Origin of the sequence: Pseudomonas asiatica (genome assembly GCF_009932335.1) — a bacterium.
Lineage (GTDB): Bacteria > Pseudomonadota > Gammaproteobacteria > Pseudomonadales > Pseudomonadaceae > Aquipseudomonas > Aquipseudomonas asiatica.
In genome coordinates, this window is the sequence record NZ_BLJF01000001.1 from 817,734 (window position 1) to 839,772 (window position 22,039).

Genomic DNA, 22,039 nt, shown 5'->3' on the forward strand with positions numbered 1-22,039 from the left:
CAACATCGCGAGGGTGATTAGCTCAGCCGGGAGAGCATCTGCCTTACAAGCAGAGGGTCGGCGGTTCGATCCCGTCATCACCCACCACTTCCTGAGATGTTCCTGGTGCTTCAGGTTTCGCAAGAAACCGATAGCCAGAGAGGAACGCACTGCGCAGCGGTAGTTCAGTCGGTTAGAATACCGGCCTGTCACGCCGGGGGTCGCGGGTTCGAGTCCCGTCCGCTGCGCCATTTTTCAGTATCAGATGGGTGCCTGGCACCGGTCTGAAGCCACAAGGTAAACGCCTTAGGCTGATCCCAGTTTCAATCGGGCGAAAGCCTGAACGATACGCAGCGGTAGTTCAGTCGGTTAGAATACCGGCCTGTCACGCCGGGGGTCGCGGGTTCGAGTCCCGTCCGCTGCGCCATCTTCGTTTCAAGGTCCTTGAACACCTTGAAGCAAACACAAAAGAAGCGATCACGTCATCGCTTTTTTTGTGCCTGTCCTGAGGCCATCACGCCGGAAGGGTAGACCCAGGTTTCAATCGGGCGCAAGCCTGAATGATACGCAGCGGTAGTTCAGTCGGTTAGAATACCGGCCTGTCACGCCGGGGGTCGCGGGTTCGAGTCCCGTCCGCTGCGCCATCTTCGCTTCGAGGCCCCTTGAACGTCTCGAAGCAACGAGAAAGCGACCTTAGGGTCGCTTTTTTCGTTTCTGCGTCTGGCAATTGCCGCCCTTGACCCAGATTTACACGAACCTGACAGACTCTTCACCGATCAGCGGTTCCTGTGCCTGCCTGCTGTGTTGCACAATAGGCACCTTCTTGACTTACCCGGAATTCGCAATGACCAGATCTTCCGTCTTTGGTGCGCTCGGGCTGGCCCTGGTGCTGGCGGGCGTGACCGGTTGTTCCTCGAAAAAAGCCGCCGTCTACGAGCACGAGAACTTCGATGACTCGGGCACCTTCTCGCGCAGCTTCCCGGTGAGCGATGCCGGCTCCTGCGAGGCCGCCCGACGCGCCTTGCTCAGCCAGGGTTACATCATCACCAGCAGCGGCGCCAACCAGGTGGTGGGCAACAAGAGCTTCCAGCAGAACAGCGAGAACCACCTGCAGATCAGTTTCAACGTCACCTGTGCGCCGGATGTGAGCGACGAGCAGCGTTCGACCATGTTCGCCAACGCCTTGCAGGACCGCTACGCGCTGAAAAAGTCCAACACCTCCGCCAGCCTGGGGGTTGGTGTACTGGGGTCGGTATCGATGCCGATCGGCTCCAGCGACGACTCGATGGTCAAGGTGGCCAGCGAGACTGTGACAGCGGCGCAGTTCTATGATCGCTATTTCGCCTTGGTTGAGAGCTACTTGCCAAAGCCCAAGGCTAGGCAGGAGAGCAAGGCCAAGGTCGAGGAGCCCGCACCGCAGGTCGACGCGCCAGCGGCTGCCTTGGGGCTGCCGGAGCCGGCCGCCGCAGCGCCGGTGGCACCGGCCCCGGTTGCTGAGCCTTTGGTTGATGCGGCGCCAGCCCCGGCCCCTGTAGCCCCGGCCAGCGAGGCGGTAGCAGCGCCGGTGCTGGATGACAGCCAGGGCTCGCAGCCAGTGGCACCGCCGGCTGAGGCTGCGCCTATTGAAGTACAACAGCAAGCACAGCCTGCCGAGGCCGCTGAGCCCGCGTCCCCCGCCCTCTGATGGCTTGCCTGTAGGGGTAAACCCGCTCCCACAGGTACTACGCAGTTCTCAACATCTGCGCAGTACCGCCATGGGGCAAAATCCTCCGTGCCCATGAACTTGGCCCTGTGCTGTGCAACTGCCCCGGTGCGAACAGCTTACGGAGGTCCCCAAGGCGCGCTGCGGCTTGGCGAAGCCTTCCCAATGCGCTTTTTTCTGGATCGACATCTACAAGGCGTACTTCTTGGCCCCGGCAACACAGATGACAGCCCCCAGCGTCACCACAAGCATCATCCAGCTGACCTGTTCGTGCAGCAGCAACGCTGCCAGCCCAAGCCCCATGAACGGCTGAAAGAGTTGCAACTGGCCCACTGCTGCAATGCCACCCTGGACCAGCCCTCGGTACCAGAACACAAAACCGATCAGCATGCTGAACAGTGAAACGTAGCCGAGGCTGAACCACGCAGGGGCGCTTACTTTGGCGAAGGCATCTGGTGTCGGAAGATTAGTGATTGTCAGTAGTAGCATCAGCGGCAACGCCACCAGCAACGCCCAACTGATCACCTGCCAACCCCCCAACGTCCGCGACAGCCGCGCCCCTTCGGCATAACCCAACCCACAGACGATGACCGCCGCCATCATCAGTAAATCGCCCAGCGCCGATGCCTCCCCACCATTCATAAGCGCATAACCAACGACGATTCCGGCACCCGTCAACGAGAACAACCAGAACAGTGGCCGAGGTCGCTCACCGCCCCGCAGCACGGCAAACCCTGCGGTACACAGCGGCAGCAGCCCGACAAAGACAATGGAATGCGCAGAGGTTACATGCTGCAGGGCCAGTGCCGTCAGCAGCGGGAAACCGATTACCACGCCCAACGCTGTTACCGCCAATGACCACAGGTCACCGCGTTCAGGGCGAGGCTGGCGCAGCACAAGCAAGAAAAGCGCCCCCAACAGAGCGGCAATCGTTGCCCTGGCACAGGTCAGGAACGTCGGTTCGAAGGCCGTCACTGCCACACGGGTGGCCGGCAGCGAGCCGGCGAAGATGGCGACGCCTATAAAGCCGTTGATCCATCCGCTTGTTGATTTTTCCATCGCCCAGTCCTCGATAAGTCTGGGTTCAGTACATCACTGACGCGCTCACCAAGGCCATGTACAATCCAATACAGTTTGACCGAACTGTTATGCACATTAATCCAGCACAGTTGAGGGTGCGATGAAACGCAGTGGAACGCTGATTCGGACCGTCATGGGTGAGGTGCAGGCGAGGATAGCCTCCCGGACCTACACACCCGGTACGCGGATCCCTTCGGTCCGGGCAATGGCGCAGGCCATGCAGGTATCGGTTTCTACCGTACTTGAGGCCTATGAACGGTTGATGGCAGAGGGGGTGCTCAGCGCCCGCCCTGGCTCTGGCTACTACGTGGCAGGGCCCGTGGCGCCCTTGGCACTGACCGAACTCGGCCCCAGGCTCGATCGTGAGGTCGACCCGCTGTGGATCTCGCGCCAGTCTCTTGAAACCTCCAGCGATGCGCTGAAACCAGGGTGCGGGTGGCTGCCTGCCTCCTGGATGTACGAAGCCGGCATGCGTAAAGCGCTGCGAGTCGCTGCCCGTTCCGACACGGTAAAACTGGCCGAGTACGCGTCGCCGCTCGGGCATCCGCCGCTCAGGCAGTTCCTGTCGCGACGGCTGGCTGGCATCGGCATCGAAGCCCCGCTGGAACAGATCATGCTCACCGAATCGGGCACCCACGCCATCGACCTGATTTGCCGTTTTCTGCTGGAACCGGGGGACACGGTCCTGGTCGACGACCCCTGCTATTTCAATTTTCACGCACTGCTCAAAGCCCACAGGGTGAACATTGTCGGGGTACCCTACACGCAGACAGGCCCGGACATCGAGGCGTTCGGCGCAGCCCTGCTCAGGCACGCACCCAGGTTGTACATCACCAATTCCGGCATCCACAACCCAACCGGGGCCAGCCTGTCCCCGGTCACCGCGCACAGGCTGCTGAAGCTGGCCGACACCTCTAGCCTGGTGATCGTGGAGTACGACATCTTCGCGGATTTCGAGAATACGCCCGCGCCACGGCTGTCTGCCTTCGACGGCCTCTCGCGTGTGATTCAGATAGGCAGCTTTTCCAAGACCATCTCTGCTTCAATCCGATGCGGCTACATCGCCGCCCGTGGTGAATGGATCGAGAGCCTGGTCGACCTGAAGATCGCGACCACCTTCGGCGGCGGACGCTTGGCCGCGGACATCATCTATCAAGCGATTACGGATAGCGGGTACCGAAAACACATGGAAGGTGTCCGCCACCGGTTAGGCGAGGCAATGGACAGAACGGTGCCGAGGCTTCAGGCCATTGGTATCAAGCCGTGGATAATTCCCCAGGCAGGCATGTACCTCTGGTGCCAGCTCCCTCAAGGCAAGGATGCAGCAACGCTGGCCAGGACCTGCCTGAATGAAGGTGTAGTGCTGGCGCCCGGTAATGCGTTCAGCCAATCCATGACGGCGGGGGATTTCCTGCGCTTCAACGTTGCTCAATCGGGTGACGGCAAACTCTACGAAGTGTTGAAAAGGGCGCTGAGTGCGCAGTCGCCAGAGCACTTAGTGCCAGGCTGAGCTTGTCATGGGGCACACCTGCGACAGAAATGGCTACGGCATGCTCGCGCACCGCACGGGGAGCGCAGCCAGCACTGCGCACGCGTAGTTCGGCTTGGGCCTGCCGTCTAAAGCCTGCATGACCTACAAACGGCTAATATCAAGTAGCACGGGGCTAACGATTGCTGGGCACCGGATCATAAGCTTGTCATGATTCCTTCATCCTTCCTGCCTAGGGTGAGGCGACAGTTACCAGGAAAAATGAATGAAGAGGGCTTAGGGCTATGGACGAATACCAAGAAGAACTTCTCGAATTCCAGGCTTATGAACTGGACACCCCGGAACCGGCTGACGACGCTACAGAGCTCTAGCCTGCCCGCCGCTGGCTGCGGCGAAACTCTCCCGGTGTAAGGCCCGTCCAGCGCTTGAACGCGCGCTGGAAGGCCTCGGCCGACGCAAACCCCAGCAGATAGGCAATCTCGCCGAAGGCCAACTCCGTATCGCGAATATAGGTCTCGGCCAGGTCGCGCCGTGTTTCACTGAGCAGGTCGCGAAAGCGCGTGCCTTCCTCGGCCAGTTTGCGGCGCAAGGTCCAGGTCGGCAGTTGCAGGTGCAGCGCCACTTCTTCCAGGTCCGGTTCACGGCCACCATTGAGCAACGGGCCCAGCAGGTGGGTAATGCGCTCACCCAGGCTGCGCACCCGCGTACGCTGCAGCATTTCCGCCTCGCACAGCTGTAGCAGGTGCTGCCAGGTGCTCGGGCAATGCCTGGGGTTGGCCAGCTGCAGCGTGGCCCGGCTCAGGCGCAGCTGGTTACCAGCGGCCGCGAACTGCACGGGCGTGCTGCACAGCGGCTGGTAGCGCGCGGCATAAGCGGGTGCGGCGAACTCGATGTCCATATGTTCGGCCTGCACCGCCGTACCGGCCAGGTCGGCAAGCTGGGCGAGCCAGCCGGCAAGTAGCGAATCGACCACGAAACGGTTGTAGGCGTTGTAGGGGCTGATGGAGTAGAAGCGCAGCCAGGCGCCCTGGGCATCTTCCTGAAAACTGGAGTGGCCTCGGTAGTTGGCCGCATACAGCGGCTCAAAGCGCAACAGGGTACGTGCCGCCTCGCCCAGGTTCGGTGCCTGGGCAGCGGTGACCCCGGCCAGGCCGGCATGCGCCAGGCGGCTCAGGCGCCCCATGTGCAGGCCCAGTGCGGCCTCGCCGCACAGCTCGATGGCAGCGTGCCCAAGGTGCATGTAGCGCGGGATCGACAAGCGCGCACCGGCTTCGCCCAGGCGTGCCGCGTCCAGGCCATAGCGGCGCAGCAGCGGCTCGGGGTCGTGGCCCAGTTCACGCAGGGCCTCGGTCAGCGGCTGGACAAAACCAACCGACAGGTCACCCAGGCGCACGCGGGGGCGGGCCATGGGCTTACAACCACAGGTTCAACAGGCGGGCTCCAGGGCTGGGGGGGCCTGCCAGCAATTCACCCGCCTGGCGGGCAAAGCCCTGGCCGTCGCTGCCCTGTTCCCAGAACTGCCCACGCATGAACACGCTCATGCTGCTGACGCTGGTTCCGGCCGATTGGGTCAGTCGCTGCCATGCAGCCTGTTCGCTGACTTCGCCGCGCCGCAAGGGCAGCCCGGCGCTGGCATCCTGATGGCGATTGCCGCGCCAGGGCGCTTGCCAGCTGCCCTTGCCGCTGAGGAACACCGGGTTGGCGATCAGTTGTACTGCCTGTTGGGCCAGTTGTTGGTGGTTTTCCGGGTACCAGCTGTCGCTGCCCACCAGCACGCCCAGGCGCCCGGCAGGGGTTTGCAATACCTGCAGCGGGTGCTGGCGGCCATCATGTACATAGCGGCGCATTTCGCTGTCGGGGAACTGCTGGCGTTGCGGTTGGCCCAGCAGCGAGCCGTCGCCGGCGAACACCACGCTGCTGTTGAACAGCGGGCCGCTGCCGGCATGCAGCACGCCCTGTTTCACGTAGGGGGCGGGCAGTACGATAGAGCCGGCCACCAGGGTGACATTGAATTCCTTGGCCAGGCCACCGAACAGTTGCTGGTAGTCCGCAGCCATCTGCTCGGCTTTCATGCGCAGGTGCGCGTCGGCGCGCCAGTCGTCCCCGTCGGCACGGAGCATGGCCAGGCCATAGCGCAGCGGGTTGCTCAGTTCCAGCCATTGCAGAGCTTCGCGGCTTTGCGTGACTTGATAAAGCTCGTTTTTTTCGCCACGCGCCCACAGCCAGGTGCCGATGTGCTCGGGTAGCACCACCACCGTGCGCGGGCCGACCAGCCCTTGGGTGCGGGCTTGCTCCAGGTAGGCCGCGAGCTTGCGGTGCAGGCGCTGCAGGTTCTGGTAGTCGCCCGGGAACAGCAGCGGTTCGACGCCAAGCAGGTTGCCGTGCTCGCCCGGCACGCCATGGTTCAGCGCCAGTTCGATGCGCAGGTCGGACAGGTAATGGCCTTCCGGGCGCTGCTGGGTCCAGAAACCGTAGCCGCAGAGGGCGGCGATCATCACCAGCGCCAGGGCGCTTGCCAGGAGTTTTCGCATGAAGCAGGACAGCGCCTTGGAAACAAGAGTTTCCTAGGGTAGTCGCGCTGTGCGCGAGGATCAATAACTTGTCAGTTTCGATCATTGAGCCCGTTCAAACGTCTGTTTAATGTCGCAGGCAGACAAACGACGGGGTCCGCCAGCCGGTGAGGCACCCGCATTCCGTGAATACGCCACCTGGGGACCTTTCCATGGCCGCCGACCGCTACCCGCACCTGCTCGCACCGCTGGACCTGGGCTTCACTACCTTGCGCAACCGCACCCTGATGGGCTCGATGCACACCGGCCTCGAAGAGCGCCCGGGCGGCTTCGAGCGCATGGCGGCGTACTTTGCCGAGCGCGCCCGCGGTGGTGTCGGCCTGATGGTTACCGGCGGCATCGCGCCCAACGATGAGGGTGGGGTGTATTCCGGGGCGGCCAAGCTCAGCACCGAGGAAGAAGCCGACAAGCACCGCATCGTCACCGAGGCGGTACACGCTGCCGGCGGCAAGATTTGCCTGCAGATCCTGCATGCCGGGCGCTACGCCTACAGCCCGCGCCAGGTGGCGCCCAGCGCGATCCAGGCGCCAATCAACCCGTTCAAGCCCAAGGAACTGGACGAGGCGGGTATCGAGAAGCAGATCGCCGACTTCGTCAATTGCGCGGTGCTGGCCCAGCGCGCCGGTTACGACGGCGTCGAGATCATGGGTTCGGAAGGCTACTTCATCAACCAGTTCCTCGCCGCCCACACCAACCACCGCACCGACCGCTGGGGTGGCAGTTATGAAAACCGCATGCGCCTGGCGGTGGAGATCGTCAGCCGGGTGCGCGGCGCGGTCGGGCCGAACTTCATCATCATCTTCCGCCTGTCGATGCTCGATCTCATCGAGGGCGGCAGCACCTGGGACGAAATCGAGCTGCTGGCCAAGGCCATCGAGAAGGCCGGCGCGACCTTGATCAATACCGGCATCGGCTGGCACGAAGCGCGTATACCGACCATTGCCACCAAGGTGCCGCGCGCGGCATTCAGCAAGGTCACCGCCAAGTTGCGCGGCGTGGTGAACATTCCGCTGATCACCACCAACCGCATCAATACTCCGGAGGTGGCCGAGGCGGTGCTGGCCGAAGGCGATGCCGACATGGTCTCGATGGCACGCCCGTTCCTGGCCGACCCGGACTTCGTCAACAAGGCCGCTGCCGGTCGCGGCGACGAGATCAACACCTGCATCGGCTGCAACCAGGCCTGCCTGGACCATACTTTCGGCGGCAAGCTGACCAGTTGCCTGGTCAACCCGCGTGCCTGCCACGAGACCGAGCTCAACTACCTGCCTGTGCGCACCGTGAAGCGCATTGCCGTGGTCGGCGCAGGCCCGGCCGGCCTGGCGGCGGCCACGGTGGCGGCCGAGCGCGGCCACGCGGTGACCCTGTTCGATGCCGCCAGCGAGATCGGCGGGCAGTTCAATGTGGCCAAGCGGGTACCGGGAAAGGAAGAGTTCCATGAAACCCTGCGTTACTTCCGCAACAAGGTCAAAAGCACGGGCGTGGACTTGCGCCTGAACACCCGGGTCAATGTGCAGTCCCTGGTGGACGGTGGCTACGACGAGATCATCCTGGCCACCGGCATCGCCCCGCGCACACCGGCCATCCCCGGTGTCGAGCATGCCAAGGTGCTCAGCTACCTCGACGTGCTGCTCGAGCGCAAGCCGGTGGGCAAGGCTGTCGCGGTGATTGGCGCGGGTGGCATCGGTTTCGACGTTTCCGAGTATCTGGTGCATCAGGGCGTTGCCACCAGCCAGGACCGTGAGGCGTTCTGGAAGGAGTGGGGTATCGACACCCATCTGCAGGCGCGTGGTGGCGTGGCCGGGATCAAGGCCGAGCCGCATGCCCCGGCGCGGCAGGTGTACCTGTTGCAGCGCAAGAAATCCAAGGTGGGTGACGGCCTGGGCAAGACCACTGGCTGGATTCACCGCACCGGATTGAAGAACAAGCGGGTGCAGATGCTCAACAGCGTCGAGTACCTGGGCATCGACGATGCGGGCCTGCACATTCGCGTGGCCGATGGCGAGCCGCAGGTACTGGCGGTGGACAACGTAGTGATCTGTGCCGGGCAGGAACCGCTGCGCGAGCTGCAGGACGGGCTGGTGGCGGCGGGGCAGTCGGTGCACCTGATTGGTGGGGCCGATGTGGCGGCCGAGCTGGATGCCAAGCGGGCGATCAACCAGGGTTCGAGATTGGCGGCTGAGCTCTGAGATCGCCGGGGCCGCTTTGCGGCCCATCGCCGGCAAGCCGGGCTCCCACAGGTACAGCGTGATGCTTGAGGTTGGCGCTGTACCCGTGGGAGCCCGGCTTGCCGGCGATGGGCTGCAAAGCAGCCCCCAGGCCTTCACTGGTAAACTCGCGCGATGCAATTTGACCTCCCCCAACCCCCCTTGCAGCCCCTGATCCTGCCCTGGCTCCAACAAGCCCAGGTAGAAGCCGCCATCCTGCGCCTGGACCTGATCGATCCGCTGATCAGCGGCAACAAATGGTTCAAGCTACGCCATCACCTGCAACAGGCCAGCGCCAGCAACGCCTCGGGCCTGATCAGCCTCGGCGGCAACCATTCCAATCACCTGCACGCCCTGGCCGCTGCCGGCAAGCGCTTCGGCTTCGCCACCGCCGGCCTGCTGCGTGGTCACGCCCAGGACACGCCAACCGTGCGTGACCTGCAGGCGCTGGGTATGGAACTGCACTGGCTGGGCTATGGCGGCTACCGCGCACGAAACCAAGCGGGTTTCTGGGACCCTTGGCAGGCACGCTATCCGGGTTGGCACTGCATCCCCGAAGGGGGAGGCGGGCTTGCCGGTGCACAGGGCTGCGCGCTGATCATGCAGCAGGCACGGGCGCAGATCGCGGCACTGGGCTGGTCGGGCTACGACGCCTGGTGGCTGGCTGCCGGAACGGGGACTACCCTGGCCGGTCTGGTAATGGCCGAGGCGGGCGCACATGTGGTGCATGGTGCATTGGCGGTACCCAGGGACCATGGCGTGCCGGAGGCGGTAGCAGCACTGGCCGGCGCGCATGGCTACAAGCTGCACGACGCCTGCCGTGGCGGTTTCGGCAAATTCGACGCTGATCTGCTGGCGTTCATCGCTGATTGCGAGCGGCACACCGGCGTGCCGCTCGAAGCCCTCTACACAGGCAAGGCCCTGCTGGCCCTGCGTGAGCAGGTCGAGGCCGGGCTGTTCGCGCCCGGCACCCGCCTGATCGTGGTGCACACCGGCGGCCTGCAGGGCCGGCGCGGTTACTTGTAGGGCAGCATGCGCAGCAGCGTGTTGTCGCGCTGCACATAGTGGTGATAGAGCCCGGCCAGCGCGTGCAGGCCGATCAGCCAGTAGCCCCAGCTGCCGATGCGTTCATGCCAGCCTTTGATGAACTTGGCCTGATCCGGGTTCGGGCCGATCAGGTGCGGCAGCTCCAGGCCGAAGAACGGCACTGGTTTGTCGGCGGCGCTGAGGATCAGCCAGCCGGCCAGCGGCAGGATGATCATCAGCAGGTACAACGCCAGGTGCATCAGGTGCGCGAGGCCGGTCTGCCAGGCCGCAGGCTTGGGCACGATGGGTGGGGTCGGGCGGCTCAGGCGGATGGCCAGGCGCAACCAGACCAGCACGAACACGCTGAGCCCGAGCATGAAGTGCAGGTCCTTCATCAGGTTGCGTTCGACGCTGTCCTTGGGGAACAGGCCACGCAGTTCGATTAGGGCGTAGACAGCGGCCAGCAGCACCAGCATCAGCCAGTGCAGGGCAATGGACAGGCGCGCGTAATGGGTCGCGGGGGTGGATGAAACCATGATCGGTCCTCGTCATCAGGTCGGAATGGCGCTCTTGCCGGCGCTCAGGAAGTACTGTAATGGCTGCGGGGGAACAAATCTTTGCGCCAGGTCTGTGAAAATTGTGTTGTCTGCACCGGCCTCTTCGCGGGCAAGCCCGCGAAAGGGCCGGTACAGCTGGCATCATGCCTCGGGTGTAGATGGCCAACTGTCAGCCACCAGAAACACCCGCTCGGCCTCCTGCCACGCCCCGTCAGCCTCTTGCTCCAACCTCACCAGCAACTGCGCCGGAGCCTGCCGTTCCAGCACATGCAGCCACGCCGCAAACTGCTCCACCGCCCAGCACTCATGCGCCTCGACCCGCGCCGGCGCCAGCCAGGCATGCCGTTGCAGCGGCTGCCATTGCTCACCTTCGCCCATGACCCAGTCCCGCCGCCGCAGCCAGCGCCCGCGCAAGTGCTGCGGGTTGGCGCCCTGTGGTGGCTGCGCATGCCCGGGCCACGGGTAGAACAGATAGCCACCCAGCCACACATGCGCCTGCACCTGCTCCACCCCCAGCCGGGCCAGCACCTCGCGGCTGTGCGCCCCCGCCGACATGGGCAACTGGTGCCGTGCCAGGTGCGCCAGTTTGCTTCCCAGTCGGTCATGGCAGCCTGGCCCTAGCCAGGTGTCGGGGTCGTGCCCGGGGTGTTCCGGACCCAGGTACAGCTTGATGGCCAGTTCCAGGTGGTGCACACCATCGCGGTCGCGCAGCACCACATCCAGCTCGCCCAGGGTGCGCCCGCCTTCGCGAATCGCCAGGTTGGCTGCCAGCAGTTCGATGCCCGGGGCCTGGCCCAGGGCGAATTGCCACAGCCGTTCGTAGTAGTGCCCCAGGCGCCGGCTGCCTAGCTGCGCCAGCCAGTCGCGCAGTGGGCGATCATCGTCATCCAGCGCCCGCAGCCAGTCTGCCAGGCGCTGTGGCTGGTCCGCCCACAGGCTACCCGCCAGCGGGTGGCGCTGGGGGCAGGGCGGGGCGCTGAGCAACGGGGGCGACAGCAGGGCCCAGGCCAGGTCGCGCACGTTGGGGCGGCGTAGCTGCCGGGGCAGGTCGTGGAGCAGGGCGAATGGCATCATCCTGCGAGCATAGCCGGTTTGCCGCTACCCGGTGGTTTCGCCCATAATCGCGGCATAGTCACCCGCCGCAGAGCCTCGCAGGAGCCCCATGGAGCAATTTCGCAATATCGGTATCATTGGCCGCCTTGGCAGCTCCCAGGTGCTCGACACCATTCGCCGACTGAAAAAATTTCTTATCGAGCGCCACCTGCACGTGATCCTCGAGGACACCATCGCCGAAGTGTTGCCTGGCCATGGCCTGCAAACCTCCACCCGCAAGCTGCTGGGTGAGGTCTGTGACCTGGTCATCGTGGTCGGCGGCGACGGCAGCCTGCTGGGCGCCGCCCGCGCCCTGGCCCGGCACAACATTCCGGTGCTGGGCATCAACCGTGGCAACCTGGGCTTCCTCACCGACATCCGCCCCGACGAGCTGGAAGAGAAGGTCGCCGAAGTGCTCGACGGCCACTACCTGGTGGAAAACCGCTTCCTGCTGCAGGCCGAGGTACGCCGCCACAACGAAGCCATCGGCCAGGGTGATGCGCTGAACGATGTGGTGCTGCACCCGGGCAAGTCCACGCGCATGATCGAGTTCGAGATCTACATCGATGGCCAGTTCGTCTGCAGCCAGAAGGCCGACGGCCTGATCGTCGCCACCCCCACCGGCTCCACCGCCTACGCGCTGTCGGCCGGCGGCCCGATAATGCACCCCAAGCTCGACGCCATCGTCATCGTGCCGATGTACCCGCACACCCTGTCAGGCCGGCCGATCGTGGTCGACGGCAACAGCGAACTGAAGATCGTGGTGTCCAAGGACCTGCAGATCTACCCGCAGGTATCCTGTGACGGCCAGAACCACTTCACCTGTGCCCCCGGCGACACCATCACGGTGAGCAAGAAACCGCAGAAGCTGCGCCTGATCCACCCGCTGGACCACAATTACTACGAGGTCTGCCGCACCAAGCTCGGCTGGGGCAGCCGGCTGGGAAGCAGGGACGACTGATGCTCGATCCGGCGCGTAGTTTCGACATCATCGGTGACGTGCACGGTTGTGCGCTGACCCTTGAACGCCTGCTCGACGCCCTCGGTTACAAGCGTGTGGCAGGCGTGTGGCGCCACCCGCGGCGCCAGGCGCTGTTCCTTGGCGACATCGTCGACCGCGGGCCACGCATCCGCGAGGCGCTGCACATCGTCCACGACATGGTCGAGGCCGGCCAGGCGTTCTGCATCATGGGCAACCACGAGTACAACGCCCTGGGCTGGGTCACCCCGGCACTGCCTGGCAGCGGCAAGGCCTTTGTGCGCGAGCATACGCCACGCCACGCCCGGCTGATCGACGAAACCCTGACCCAGTTCGCCCACCACCCCGCTGACTGGCACGACTTCGTCAACTGGTTCTACGAATTGCCGCTGTTCGTCGACGCCGGGCGTTTCCGCCTGGTGCATGCCTGCTGGGACCCGCGGCTGATCGAGCCGCTGCGCCAGCAGTACCCCGACGGGCGTATCGACGAGCATTTCATCCAGGCCTCGGCGGTGAACGGCAGCTTTGCCGCCACCGTGTGCAACCGCCTGCTGCGCGGTACCGACATGCGCCTGCCGGACGGCCTGACCCTCACCGGTGGCGACGGCCTGACCCGTGCCTTCTTCCGTACCAAGTTCTGGGAAGAAGACCCGCAAACCTACGGTGACATCGTGTTCCAGCCAGACGCCCTGCCCGCGGAAGTGGCCAGCACCCCGCTCAGTCACAGCCAGAAGAACGCCTTGCTGCGCTATGCCGAAGACGAGCCCATGCTGTTCGTCGGCCATTACTGGCGCAGCGGCCGCCCGGCGCCGATCCGCGCCAACCTGGCCTGCCTGGACTACAGCGCCGTGCTCTACGGCAAGCTGGCAGCCTACCGGCTGGATGATGAAACCCGCATCGACCCGCACAAGTTCGTCTGGGTCGACGTCGACCGCCCACAGGCCAACCAATGAACATTATCGAAGTGATGCGCCTGCCGCTGTCGGTCGACCTCAGCGGCTTCGTTCACCTGCTGCAGCGCCTGCAGGTGCCGCACCGGGTCAGCGAGGAGGGCGATGCCCAGGTGCTGTGGGCCCCCGACACCCTGGCAGCGGACGTCCGCGAACTCTACCAGCGCTACCCCGACGGCAACGCCGACCTCGAACTTGCACAGGACCCTGTGGGAGCGGGTTTACCCGCGAATAGCCCCACACAACCCTCCCTGGCAGAACAGGCCAAAGCCTGCAAAGTCACCACTATCACCCTGCTGCTGTGCTTCATCGTCGCCGGCCTCACCGGCCTTGGCGACAATTTCACCACCATCAGCTGGTTCACCTTCCTCGATTTCCGCGTCCAGGGCGACTACCTGTACTTCAACCCGCTGGCGCAAAGCCTGGACCAAGGCCAGTGGTGGCGCCTGGTATCGCCCATGCTGCTGCATTTCGGCGTGCTGCACCTGGCCATGAACAGCCTGTGGTACTGGGAGCTGGGCAAACGCATCGAACTGCGCCAGGGCCCGTGGGCGCTGCTGGGCCTGACCCTGCTGTTCAGCCTGGTGTCCAACCTGGCCCAGCATTACAGCAGCGGGCCGAGCCTGTTCGGCGGCCTGTCCGGCGTGCTGTACGGCCTGCTCGGGCACATCTGGCTGTACCAGTGGCTGGCACCCGACCGTTACTTCAACCTGCCCAAGGGCGTGCTGGTGATGATGCTGATCTGGCTGGTGGTGTGCCTGAGCGGCGTGATCGACACCCTGGGCCTTGGCCAGATCGCCAACGCCGCCCACGTCGGCGGGCTGCTCATCGGATGCCTGACCGGGCTCTTGGGTGGGGCGCTTGCCCGGCGTAAACTGTCGGCTTGAATCAGGAGACACTATGTCCACTTTCGCGCAAATGATCGAAAACATCACCCCGGAAATCTACGAGAGCCTGAAACTGGCCGTGGAAATCGGCAAATGGTCGGATGGCCGCAAGCTCACTGCCGAGCAGAAAGAGCTGTCGCTGCAGGCGGTAATCGCCTGGGAGATGAAAAACCTGCCCGAAGACCAGCGTACCGGCTACATGGGCCCGCAGGAATGCGCCTCGAAGTCCGCGCCGATCGCCAACATTCTGTTCAAGTCGGACTCGGTACATTGATCGAACTCGCTCGTGGCTCGTTGAGCAAGATGGCGGTAAGCCTGCAGGCGCCAGTGGTGCAGTACAGCTTTCGCCTGGATGACACGCAGGTGCCGGTCAACCCGCTGATCGGCCAGCGCCTGCGCCTTGAGTACCTTGGCGCCATTCACTGCAGCCATTGTGGCAAGCGCACCAAGACCAGCTTCAGCCAGGGTTACTGCTACCCGTGCATGACCAAACTGGCCCAGTGCGACGTGTGCATCATGGCGCCGGAAAAGTGCCACTACGACGCCGGCACCTGCCGCGAACCGTCGTGGGGCGAACAGTTCTGCATGACCGACCATGTGGTCTACCTGGCCAACTCGTCGGGGATCAAGGTCGGTATCACCCGCGCCACCCAGCTGCCCACCCGCTGGCTCGACCAGGGCGCCAGCCAGGCCCTGCCGATCGTGCGCGTGGCCACCCGCCAGCAGTCCGGCCTGGTCGAAGACTTGCTGCGCAGCCAGGTGCCGGATCGCACCAACTGGCGCGCCCTGCTCAAGGGCGATGCCGAGGAGCTCGACCTGGTGGCCATTCGTGAACAGGTCTTCGACGCCTGTGCCGATGGCTTGCGCGAGCTGCAGGGGCGTTTCGGCCTGCAGGCGGTTCAGCCGCTGGCCGATGCCGAAGTGGTGCAGATGAAGTACCCGGTCGAGGCCTACCCATCGAAGATCGTCAGCTTCAACCTCGACAAGGACCCGGTAGTGGAAGGCACGCTGCTGGGCATCAAGGGCCAGTACCTGATCTTCGACACCGGTGTGATCAATATTCGCAAGTACACGGCCTACCAGTTGGCCGTACTCCAGTAAAAAGGACCTGCACATGCGTACCGAACAACCGCAAGTGATCTACCTCAAGGATTACCAGGCGCCCGAGTACCTGATCGACGAGACGCACCTGACCTTCGAGCTGTTCGAGGACCATACCCTGGTTCACGCGCAACTGGTCATGCGCCGCAACCCGGCACGCGGTGCCGGCCTGCCGCCACTGGTACTCGATGGCCAGCAGCTTGAGCTGCTGCGCGCCTCGCTGGATGACCAGGAACTCCAGCCGGGCGACTACCAGCTCGACGCCGACAGCCTGACCGTGCAGCCCAAGGCCGAGCGCTTCACCCTCGACACCAGCGTGAAGATCCACCCCGAGAGCAACACCGCGCTGGAAGGCTTGTACAAGTCGGGCAAGATGTTCTGCACCCAGTGCGAGGCCGAAGGCTTCCGCAAGATCACCTACTACCTCGATCGTCCGGATGTGATGAGCACCTTCACCACCACGGTGATCGCCGAGCAGCATCGCTACCCGGTATTGCTGTCGAACGGCAACCCGATCGGCAGCGGGCCGGCAGACGATGGTCGCCACTGGGCGACCTGGGAAGACCCGTTCATGAAGCCGGCCTACCTGTTCGCCCTGGTGGCCGGTGACCTGTGGTGCGTCGAGGACAGCTTCACCCGCCAGTCCGGCCGTGACGTGACCCTGCGCATCTATGTCGAGCCCGAGAACATCGACAAGTGCGACCACGCCATGGTCAGCCTGAAGAAGTCCATGCGCTGGGACGAAGAAGTCTATGGCCGCGAGTACGACCTGGACATCTTCATGATCGTCGCGGTCAACGACTTCAACATGGGCGCCATGGAAAACAAGGGCCTGAACATCTTCAACTCCAGCTGTGTGCTGGCCCGTGCCGAAACCGCCACCGATGCCGCCCACCAGCGCGTCGAAGGCGTGGTTGCCCACGAGTATTTCCACAACTGGTCGGGCAACCGCGTCACCTGCCGTGACTGGTTCCAGCTGTCGCTGAAGGAAGGCTTCACGGTGTTCCGCGATGCCGAGTTCAGCGCCGACATGAACTCGCGCACGGTCAAGCGCATCGAAGACGTGGCCTACCTGCGTACTCACCAGTTCGCCGAAGACGCTGGCCCCATGGCCCACCCGGTGCGCCCGGACAGCTTCATCGAGATCTCCAACTTCTACACCCTGACCGTGTACGAGAAGGGCGCCGAAGTGGTGCGCATGGTTCGTACCCTGCTGGGCGCCGACGGCTTCCGCAAGGGCAGCGACCTGTACTTCGAACGCCACGATGGCCAGGCGGTGACCACCGACGATTTCATCAAGGCCATGGAAGACGCCAACGGCGTCGACTTCACCCAGTTCAAGCGCTGGTACAACCAGGCCGGCACCCCGCGCCTGGAAGCCAGCGAGGCCTATGACGCGGCCGCGCAAACCTACAGCCTGACCTTCCGCCAAAGCTGCCCGCAGACCCCGGACAAGGCCGAAAAGCTGCCGTTTGTGATCCCGGTGGAGCTTGGCCTGCTGGATGCTGCAGGCAACGACCTGCCGCTGCAACTGGCCGGCGAAGATACGGCGCAGGGCACCAGCCGCGTGCTGTCGGTGACCGAGGCCGAGCAGACCTTCACCTTCCAGGGTATCCAGGCCAAGCCGCTGCCGTCGCTGCTGCGTGGTTTCAGCGCACCGGTCAAGCTGAGCTTCCCCTACGACCGTGACCAGCTGATGTTCCTGATGCAGCACGACAGCGACGGCTTCAACCGCTGGGAGGCGGGGCAGCAGCTGTCGGTGCAGGTGCTGCAGGAGCTGATCGGTCAGCATCAGCGCGGCGAAACGCTCAAGCTCGACCAGCGTCTGATCACTGCCCTGGGCACTGTGCTCGGTAACGAGTCGCTGGACCCGGCCATGGTTGCCGAAATGCTCTCGCTGCCGGGTGAGGCCTACCTCACCGAGATCAGCCAGGTGGCCGACGTGGACGCCATCCACGCCGCCCGCGAGTTCGCCCGCCAGCAGATCGCCGAGAAGCTGTTCGACGCCCTGTGGGCGCGCTACCAGGCCAACCGCGAAGTGTCGCGCAGCACCGCCTACGTGGCCTCGGCCGAGCATTTCGCTCGCCGCAGCCTGCAGAACATCGCGCTGTCGTACTTGATGCAGAGCGGCAAGCCGCAGGTGCTGCAGGCGACTTTGGAGCAGTTCGAGCACTGTGACAACATGACCGAGCGCCTTACCGCCCTGGCCGTGCTGGTCAACTCGCCGTTCGAGGCCGAGCGGGCCAAGGCGCTGGAAGCCTTTGCCGAGCACTTCAAGGACAACCCGCTGGTCATGGACCAGTGGTTCAGCGTGCAGGCGGCCAGTACGCTGCCGGGCGGGCTGGCGCGGGTCAAGGCGCTGATGCAGCACCCGGCGTTCACCCTGAAGAACCCGAACAAGGTACGTGCGTTGATCGGCGCCTTTGCCGGGCAGAACCTGGTCAACTTCCATGCGGCGGATGGCTCGGGCTACCGCTTCCTGGCGGACCTGGTGATCGAGCTGAATGCGCTGAACCCGCAGATCGCTTCGCGGCAACTGGCACCACTGACCCGCTGGCGCAAGTATGACGCTGCGCGTCAGGCCCTGATGAAGGGCGAGCTGGAGCGGATTCTGGCTTCTGGTGAGCTGTCCAGTGATGTGTATGAAGTGGTGAGCAAGAGCCTGGCTTAAGGGCGAAGGGGGCTGCTTTGCAGCCCATCGCCGGCAAGCCAGCTCCCACAGGTACTCCACTGCCGTCAAGGCATGTGCTGTCCCTGTGGGAGCTGGCTTGCCGACGATGGGCCGCACAGCGGCCCCCGGCTTTTTACAGCCGACAACAAAACATAACACCCCGCCCGTTGTGTTCCCGCAAATATCCCCGCTACGATCCCCTCAAGCTATTGCGGGCCTCTAGATCAGGCTTTTCGCAGTACCTGCAGTGCATTGACCCACCAGACAAGAACACAACAGGGGGACAGTCATGAGGGAACAGAACAGGCGCTTTGCCTGGCCATTGGCAGCCAGCGCGGTACTGGCGCTGGGGCTCGGCGTGTGGGCTGACAACGTGCAAGCCGCTGCCGCCGACGAATATTCCACCGAATCGGCCAAGGCCAGCCAAAGCCTGCTGATCGACGCCACCCATGCCGGCAAGCGCCTGGTGGTGGTGGGCGATCGCGGTCATATCCTGTTCTCCGACGACCAGGGCAGAACCTGGACCCAGGCGCGGGTGCCCACCCGGCAACTGCTGACCGCGGTGTTCTTCCTCGACGACAAGCGCGGCTGGGCCGTCGGCCACGATGCGCTGGTGCTCGCCAGCAGCGATGGTGGTGCCACCTGGAGCAAGCAGTTCGAAGACCTGCCCCGCGAAGCACCCTTGCTCGATGTCGCCTTCCTCGACGCCCGGCACGGCTTTGCCGTAGGTGCCTACGGCGCCTTGCTGGAAACCACCGACGGCGGCCAGCACTGGCAGGACGTGGCCGAGCGCCTGGACAACCCCGACCAGCTGCACCTGAACGGTATCGCCCAGGTGCGTGACGCGGGCCTGTTCATTGTCGGCGAGCAGGGCGGCATGTTCCGCTCAGCCGACAACGGCCAGACCTGGGCCAAGGTTCAAGGCCCCTACGAGGGCTCGCTGTTCGGCGTGATCGGCACTGCACAGCCGCGCACATTGCTGGCCTACGGCCTGCGCGGCAACCTGTTCCGCTCCACCGATTTCGGTGACAGCTGGCAACCGATCGAGCTCAAGGCCGCACGTGGCACCCTCGAATTCGGCCTGGCAGGCGCTACGCTTGTCGAGGACGGTAGCCTGGTGCTGGTCGGCAATGGCGGCAGCGTGCTGCGCAGTACCGATGACGGCCAGACCTTCAGTGTCTACAACCGCGCCGACCGCATTGCCCTGGCCGGCGTCAGCGGCCTGGCCGATGGCGGCCTGCTGCTGGTAGGGCAGGGTGGCGTGCACCTGGCTGACCCGCAGGGTGCTGACCAAGAGGTGCGTCCATGACCAGCAGGGAGAGCATCACCATGCATCCGCATCACCAGGACAAGGCCACGTTGCTCGAACGCCTGATCTTCAACAATCGCCCCGTGGTCATCGCCCTGTGCGTGCTGGTCAGCATCTTCCTGTTCTGGCAGGCCACGCAGATTCGCCCGTCCACCAGCTTCGAGAAGATGATCCCGCTGCAGCACCCGTTCATCGAGCAGATGATGGAGCACCGCAACGACCTGGCCAACCTCGGCAACACCGTGCGCATCTCGGTGGAAGCGGTGAATGGCGACATCTTCGACAAGGACTACATGGAGACCCTGCGGCAGATCCATGACGAGGTGTTCTACATCCCGGGCGTCGACCGTGCCGGGTTGAAGTCGCTGTGGAGCCCCAGCGTGCGCTGGAGCGAGGTCACCGAGGAAGGCTTCTCGGGTGGCGAGGTGATTCCCAACACCTACAACGGCTCGCAGGACAGCCTCGACACCCTGCGCGACAACGTGCTCAAGTCGGGCCAGGTGGGGCGCCTGGTGGGCAACAATTTCAAGTCCAGCATCGTCGATGTGCCACTGCTGGAGAGCTACCCCGACCCGCAGGACCCGGGCAAGCAGGTGAAGCTGGACTACCAGCAGTTCTCGCACCAGCTTGAAGAAAAGATCCGTGACAAGTTCCAGGCGCAGAACCCCAACGTGAAGGTGCACATCGTCGGCTTCGCCAAGAAGGTCGGCGACCTGATCGACGGCCTGGTGATGGTGGCGATGTTCTTCGGCGTCGCCCTGGCAATCACCTGGGTGCTGCTGTACTGGTTCACCTGGTGCATCCGCAGCACCATCGCCGTGCTCATCACCACCCTGGTGGCAGTGGTCTGGCAGCTGGGCCTGATGCATGCGGTGGGCTTTGGCCTGGACCCGTACTCGATGCTGGTGCCGTTCCTGATCTTCGCCATCGGCATTTCCCACGGGGTGCAGAAGATCAACGGTATCGCCCTGCAGTCGAGTGATGCCGACAACGCCCTGACCGCTGCCCGGCGCACCTTCCGCCAGCTGTTCCTGCCTGGGATGATCGCCATTCTCGCCGACGCCGTGGGCTTCATCACCTTGCTGATCATCGACATCGGCGTGATTCGTGAACTGGCCATCGGTGCTTCCATCGGTGTGGCGGTGATCGTGTTCACCAACCTCATCCTGCTGCCGGTAGCCATCTCCTACGTCGGCATCAGCAAGAAGGCCGTCGAGCGCAGCAAGCAGGACGCCACCCGCGAGCACCCGTTCTGGCGCCTGTTGTCGAACTTCGCCAGTGCCAAGGTGGCGCCTGTATCGGTGGCCCTGGCGCTGGTCGCCTTCGCCGGTGGCCTGTGGTACAGCCAGAACCTGAAGATCGGCGACCTCGACCAGGGCGCACCGGAGCTGCGCCCCGATTCGCGCTACAACCAGGACAACAACTTCATCATCAGTAACTACTCGACCAGTTCCGATGTGCTGGTGATCATGGTCAAGACCCCGCCGGAAAGCTGCTCGATCCACTCGACCATGGCGCCGATCGACGAGCTGATGTGGACCATGCAGAACACCCCGGGCGTGCAGTCGGCAATTTCCCTCGTGACCGTGTCCAAGCAGGTGATCAAGGGCATGAACGAGGGCAGCCTGAAATGGGAAACCCTGTCGCGCAACCCGGACATCCTCAACAACTCCATCGCCCGCGCCGATGGCCTGTACAACGGCGACTGCTCGCTGGCACCGGTGCTGGTGTTCCTCAACGACCACAAGGCCGAAACCCTGGAGCGGGTCACCGCCGTGGCCAAGGCGTTTGCCGACAGCCACAACAAGGAAGGCCTGCAGTTCCTGCTGGCGGCGGGCAACGCCGGGATCGAAGCGGCGACCAACGAGGTGATCAAGTCGGCCGAGCTGACCATCCTGATCCTGGTGTACATCTGCGTGGCGGTGATGTGCCTGATTACCTTCCGCTCGTTCGCCGCCACCCTGTGTATCGTCCTGCCGCTGGTGCTGACCTCGGTGCTGGGCAACGCGCTGATGGCCTACATGGGCATCGGGGTCAAGGTGGCGACCTTGCCGGTGGTGGCGCTGGGTGTGGGCATTGGCGTGGACTATGGCATCTACATCTACAGCCGGCTGGAAAGCTTCCTGCGCGCCGGGTTGCCGTTGCAGGAGGCGTATTACGAGACCCTGCGCTCGACCGGCAAGGCAGTGCTGTTCACCGGCTTGTGCCTGGCCATCGGCGTGTGCACCTGGATTTTCTCGGCGATCAAGTTCCAGGCGGACATGGGGTTGATGCTGACCTTCATGCTGCTGTGGAACATGTTCGGGGCGCTGTGGCTGCTGCCGGCGCTGGCAAGGTTCCTGATCAAGCCTGAGAAGATGGTGGGCAAGGAGGGGGGCTCCATTTTCGCTCATTGACCGCAGGGAGCCGCTCCTGCAGGGGAACGCGTATCGGCAGGCTG

The 22,039-nt window shown here is 64.1% G+C and carries 17 protein-coding genes and 4 tRNA genes; 16 read left to right on the top strand and 5 right to left on the bottom strand.

Going from position 1 to position 22,039, the window contains the following annotated elements:
* The first annotated feature begins 11 nt into the window (after positions 1-11).
* From GYA95_RS03805 to GYA95_RS03825, 5 genes are all read left to right on the top strand, one after another.
* Positions 12-87: transfer RNA gene (locus GYA95_RS03805), tRNA-Val, on the top strand.
* A 66-nt stretch (positions 88-153) separates the two neighbouring features.
* Positions 154-230: transfer RNA gene (locus GYA95_RS03810), tRNA-Asp, on the top strand.
* A 99-nt stretch (positions 231-329) separates the two neighbouring features.
* Positions 330-406, top strand: a tRNA-Asp gene (locus tag GYA95_RS03815).
* A gap of 140 nt (positions 407-546) precedes the next feature.
* Positions 547-623: transfer RNA gene (locus GYA95_RS03820), tRNA-Asp, on the top strand.
* Between the two features lie 200 nt (positions 624-823).
* Entirely contained in the window at positions 824-1,663 is an 840-nt protein-coding gene (locus tag GYA95_RS03825) for a DUF2242 domain-containing protein (protein WP_015269439.1), read from the top strand.
* A gap of 207 nt (positions 1,664-1,870) precedes the next feature.
* Here GYA95_RS03825 and GYA95_RS03830 read toward each other — a convergent pair whose 3' ends face one another.
* Complete coding sequence (locus GYA95_RS03830; protein ID WP_013971616.1) at positions 1,871-2,740, bottom strand: DMT family transporter; 870 nt, start codon at positions 2,738-2,740, stop codon at positions 1,871-1,873.
* A 121-nt stretch (positions 2,741-2,861) separates the two neighbouring features.
* On the opposite strand from GYA95_RS03830, the gene GYA95_RS03835 reads away from it, so the two are divergent.
* Positions 2,862-4,271: an aminotransferase-like domain-containing protein gene (locus GYA95_RS03835; protein WP_161551236.1), complete on the top strand. Its 1,410-nt coding sequence runs from the start codon at positions 2,862-2,864 to the stop codon at positions 4,269-4,271.
* A gap of 346 nt (positions 4,272-4,617) precedes the next feature.
* Here the strand turns inward: GYA95_RS03835 and GYA95_RS03840 are convergent, their stop codons facing one another.
* The gene (locus GYA95_RS03840; protein ID WP_015269441.1) at positions 4,618-5,658 is read right to left on the bottom strand and encodes an AraC family transcriptional regulator; all 1,041 of its coding nucleotides are present in this window, start codon (positions 5,656-5,658) and stop codon (positions 4,618-4,620) included.
* A 4-nt stretch (positions 5,659-5,662) separates the two neighbouring features.
* A complete protein-coding gene (locus GYA95_RS03845) occupies positions 5,663-6,781 on the bottom strand; it encodes a nitrilase-related carbon-nitrogen hydrolase (RefSeq protein WP_015269442.1) in 1,119 nt (372 codons plus the stop codon).
* Positions 6,782-6,972: 191 nt separating this feature from the next.
* Here GYA95_RS03845 and GYA95_RS03850 point away from each other — a divergent pair, with 191 nt between their 5' ends.
* Both GYA95_RS03850 and GYA95_RS03855 read left to right on the top strand, forming a co-directional pair.
* On the top strand, positions 6,973-9,009 hold the full coding sequence (locus GYA95_RS03850) for an NADPH-dependent 2,4-dienoyl-CoA reductase (RefSeq protein WP_015269443.1): 2,037 nt from the start codon (positions 6,973-6,975) through the stop codon (positions 9,007-9,009).
* A gap of 153 nt (positions 9,010-9,162) precedes the next feature.
* Entirely contained in the window at positions 9,163-10,053 is an 891-nt protein-coding gene (locus tag GYA95_RS03855; protein ID WP_015269444.1) for a 1-aminocyclopropane-1-carboxylate deaminase/D-cysteine desulfhydrase, read from the top strand.
* Here the strand turns inward: GYA95_RS03855 and GYA95_RS03860 are convergent.
* Complete coding sequence (locus GYA95_RS03860; protein ID WP_003260150.1) at positions 10,044-10,589, bottom strand: cytochrome b; 546 nt, start codon at positions 10,587-10,589, stop codon at positions 10,044-10,046. The genes GYA95_RS03855 and GYA95_RS03860 overlap by 10 nt on opposite strands.
* A gap of 162 nt (positions 10,590-10,751) precedes the next feature.
* Positions 10,752-11,684: a DUF1853 family protein gene (locus GYA95_RS03865; RefSeq protein ID WP_043935444.1), complete on the bottom strand. Its 933-nt coding sequence runs from the start codon at positions 11,682-11,684 to the stop codon at positions 10,752-10,754.
* An 88-nt stretch (positions 11,685-11,772) separates the two neighbouring features.
* On the opposite strand from GYA95_RS03865, the gene GYA95_RS03870 reads away from it, so the two are divergent.
* The 8 genes from GYA95_RS03870 (at position 11,773) to GYA95_RS03905 (ending at position 21,995) form a co-directional block, all read left to right on the top strand.
* Entirely contained in the window at positions 11,773-12,663 is an 891-nt protein-coding gene (locus tag GYA95_RS03870; protein ID WP_013971624.1) for an NAD(+) kinase, read from the top strand.
* On the top strand, positions 12,663-13,634 hold the full coding sequence (locus tag GYA95_RS03875; protein ID WP_013971625.1) for a metallophosphoesterase: 972 nt from the start codon (positions 12,663-12,665) through the stop codon (positions 13,632-13,634). The genes GYA95_RS03870 and GYA95_RS03875 overlap by 1 nt, the downstream gene beginning before the upstream one ends.
* Complete coding sequence (locus tag GYA95_RS03880) at positions 13,631-14,518, top strand: rhomboid family intramembrane serine protease (RefSeq protein ID WP_015269446.1); 888 nt, start codon at positions 13,631-13,633, stop codon at positions 14,516-14,518. Before GYA95_RS03875 ends, GYA95_RS03880 begins: the two co-directional genes overlap by 4 nt.
* 13 nt (positions 14,519-14,531) lie before the next feature.
* The gene (locus tag GYA95_RS03885) at positions 14,532-14,792 is read left to right on the top strand and encodes a YeaC family protein (protein ID WP_003260154.1); all 261 of its coding nucleotides are present in this window, start codon (positions 14,532-14,534) and stop codon (positions 14,790-14,792) included.
* On the top strand, positions 14,789-15,619 hold the full coding sequence (locus tag GYA95_RS03890) for a DUF2797 domain-containing protein (protein ID WP_015269447.1): 831 nt from the start codon (positions 14,789-14,791) through the stop codon (positions 15,617-15,619). Before GYA95_RS03885 ends, GYA95_RS03890 begins: the two co-directional genes overlap by 4 nt.
* 13 nt (positions 15,620-15,632) lie before the next feature.
* The gene (gene pepN / locus GYA95_RS03895; RefSeq protein WP_015269448.1) at positions 15,633-18,290 is read left to right on the top strand and encodes an aminopeptidase N; all 2,658 of its coding nucleotides are present in this window, start codon (positions 15,633-15,635) and stop codon (positions 18,288-18,290) included.
* Positions 18,291-18,579: 289 nt separating this feature from the next.
* Positions 18,580-19,599 (top strand): WD40/YVTN/BNR-like repeat-containing protein, encoded by a 1,020-nt coding sequence (locus GYA95_RS03900; RefSeq protein ID WP_015269449.1) that lies wholly within the window; start codon positions 18,580-18,582, stop codon positions 19,597-19,599.
* Positions 19,600-19,619: 20 nt separating this feature from the next.
* Complete coding sequence (locus tag GYA95_RS03905; protein ID WP_024086538.1) at positions 19,620-21,995, top strand: efflux RND transporter permease subunit; 2,376 nt, start codon at positions 19,620-19,622, stop codon at positions 21,993-21,995.
* Positions 21,996-22,039: the final 44 nt, after the last annotated feature.

Coding starts and splice junctions, on each gene's coding strand:
- GYA95_RS03885 (WP_003260154.1), top strand. CDS start 14,532: ATGTCCACTTTCGCGCAAATGATCGAAAACATCACCCCGGAAATCTAC.
- GYA95_RS03850 (WP_015269443.1), top strand. CDS start 6,973: ATGGCCGCCGACCGCTACCCGCACCTGCTCGCACCGCTGGACCTGGGC.
- GYA95_RS03845 (WP_015269442.1), bottom strand. CDS start 6,781: ATGCGAAAACTCCTGGCAAGCGCCCTGGCGCTGGTGATGATCGCCGCC.
- GYA95_RS03840 (WP_015269441.1), bottom strand. CDS start 5,658: ATGGCCCGCCCCCGCGTGCGCCTGGGTGACCTGTCGGTTGGTTTTGTC.
- GYA95_RS03870 (WP_013971624.1), top strand. CDS start 11,773: ATGGAGCAATTTCGCAATATCGGTATCATTGGCCGCCTTGGCAGCTCC.
- GYA95_RS03865 (WP_043935444.1), bottom strand. CDS start 11,684: ATGATGCCATTCGCCCTGCTCCACGACCTGCCCCGGCAGCTACGCCGC.
- GYA95_RS03875 (WP_013971625.1), top strand. CDS start 12,663: ATGCTCGATCCGGCGCGTAGTTTCGACATCATCGGTGACGTGCACGGT.
- GYA95_RS03900 (WP_015269449.1), top strand. CDS start 18,580: ATGAGGGAACAGAACAGGCGCTTTGCCTGGCCATTGGCAGCCAGCGCG.
- GYA95_RS03855 (WP_015269444.1), top strand. CDS start 9,163: ATGCAATTTGACCTCCCCCAACCCCCCTTGCAGCCCCTGATCCTGCCC.
- GYA95_RS03830 (WP_013971616.1), bottom strand. CDS start 2,740: ATGGAAAAATCAACAAGCGGATGGATCAACGGCTTTATAGGCGTCGCC.
- pepN (WP_015269448.1), top strand. CDS start 15,633: ATGCGTACCGAACAACCGCAAGTGATCTACCTCAAGGATTACCAGGCG.
- GYA95_RS03905 (WP_024086538.1), top strand. CDS start 19,620: ATGCATCCGCATCACCAGGACAAGGCCACGTTGCTCGAACGCCTGATC.
- GYA95_RS03835 (WP_161551236.1), top strand. CDS start 2,862: ATGAAACGCAGTGGAACGCTGATTCGGACCGTCATGGGTGAGGTGCAG.
- GYA95_RS03860 (WP_003260150.1), bottom strand. CDS start 10,589: ATGGTTTCATCCACCCCCGCGACCCATTACGCGCGCCTGTCCATTGCC.
- GYA95_RS03825 (WP_015269439.1), top strand. CDS start 824: ATGACCAGATCTTCCGTCTTTGGTGCGCTCGGGCTGGCCCTGGTGCTG.
- GYA95_RS03880 (WP_015269446.1), top strand. CDS start 13,631: ATGAACATTATCGAAGTGATGCGCCTGCCGCTGTCGGTCGACCTCAGC.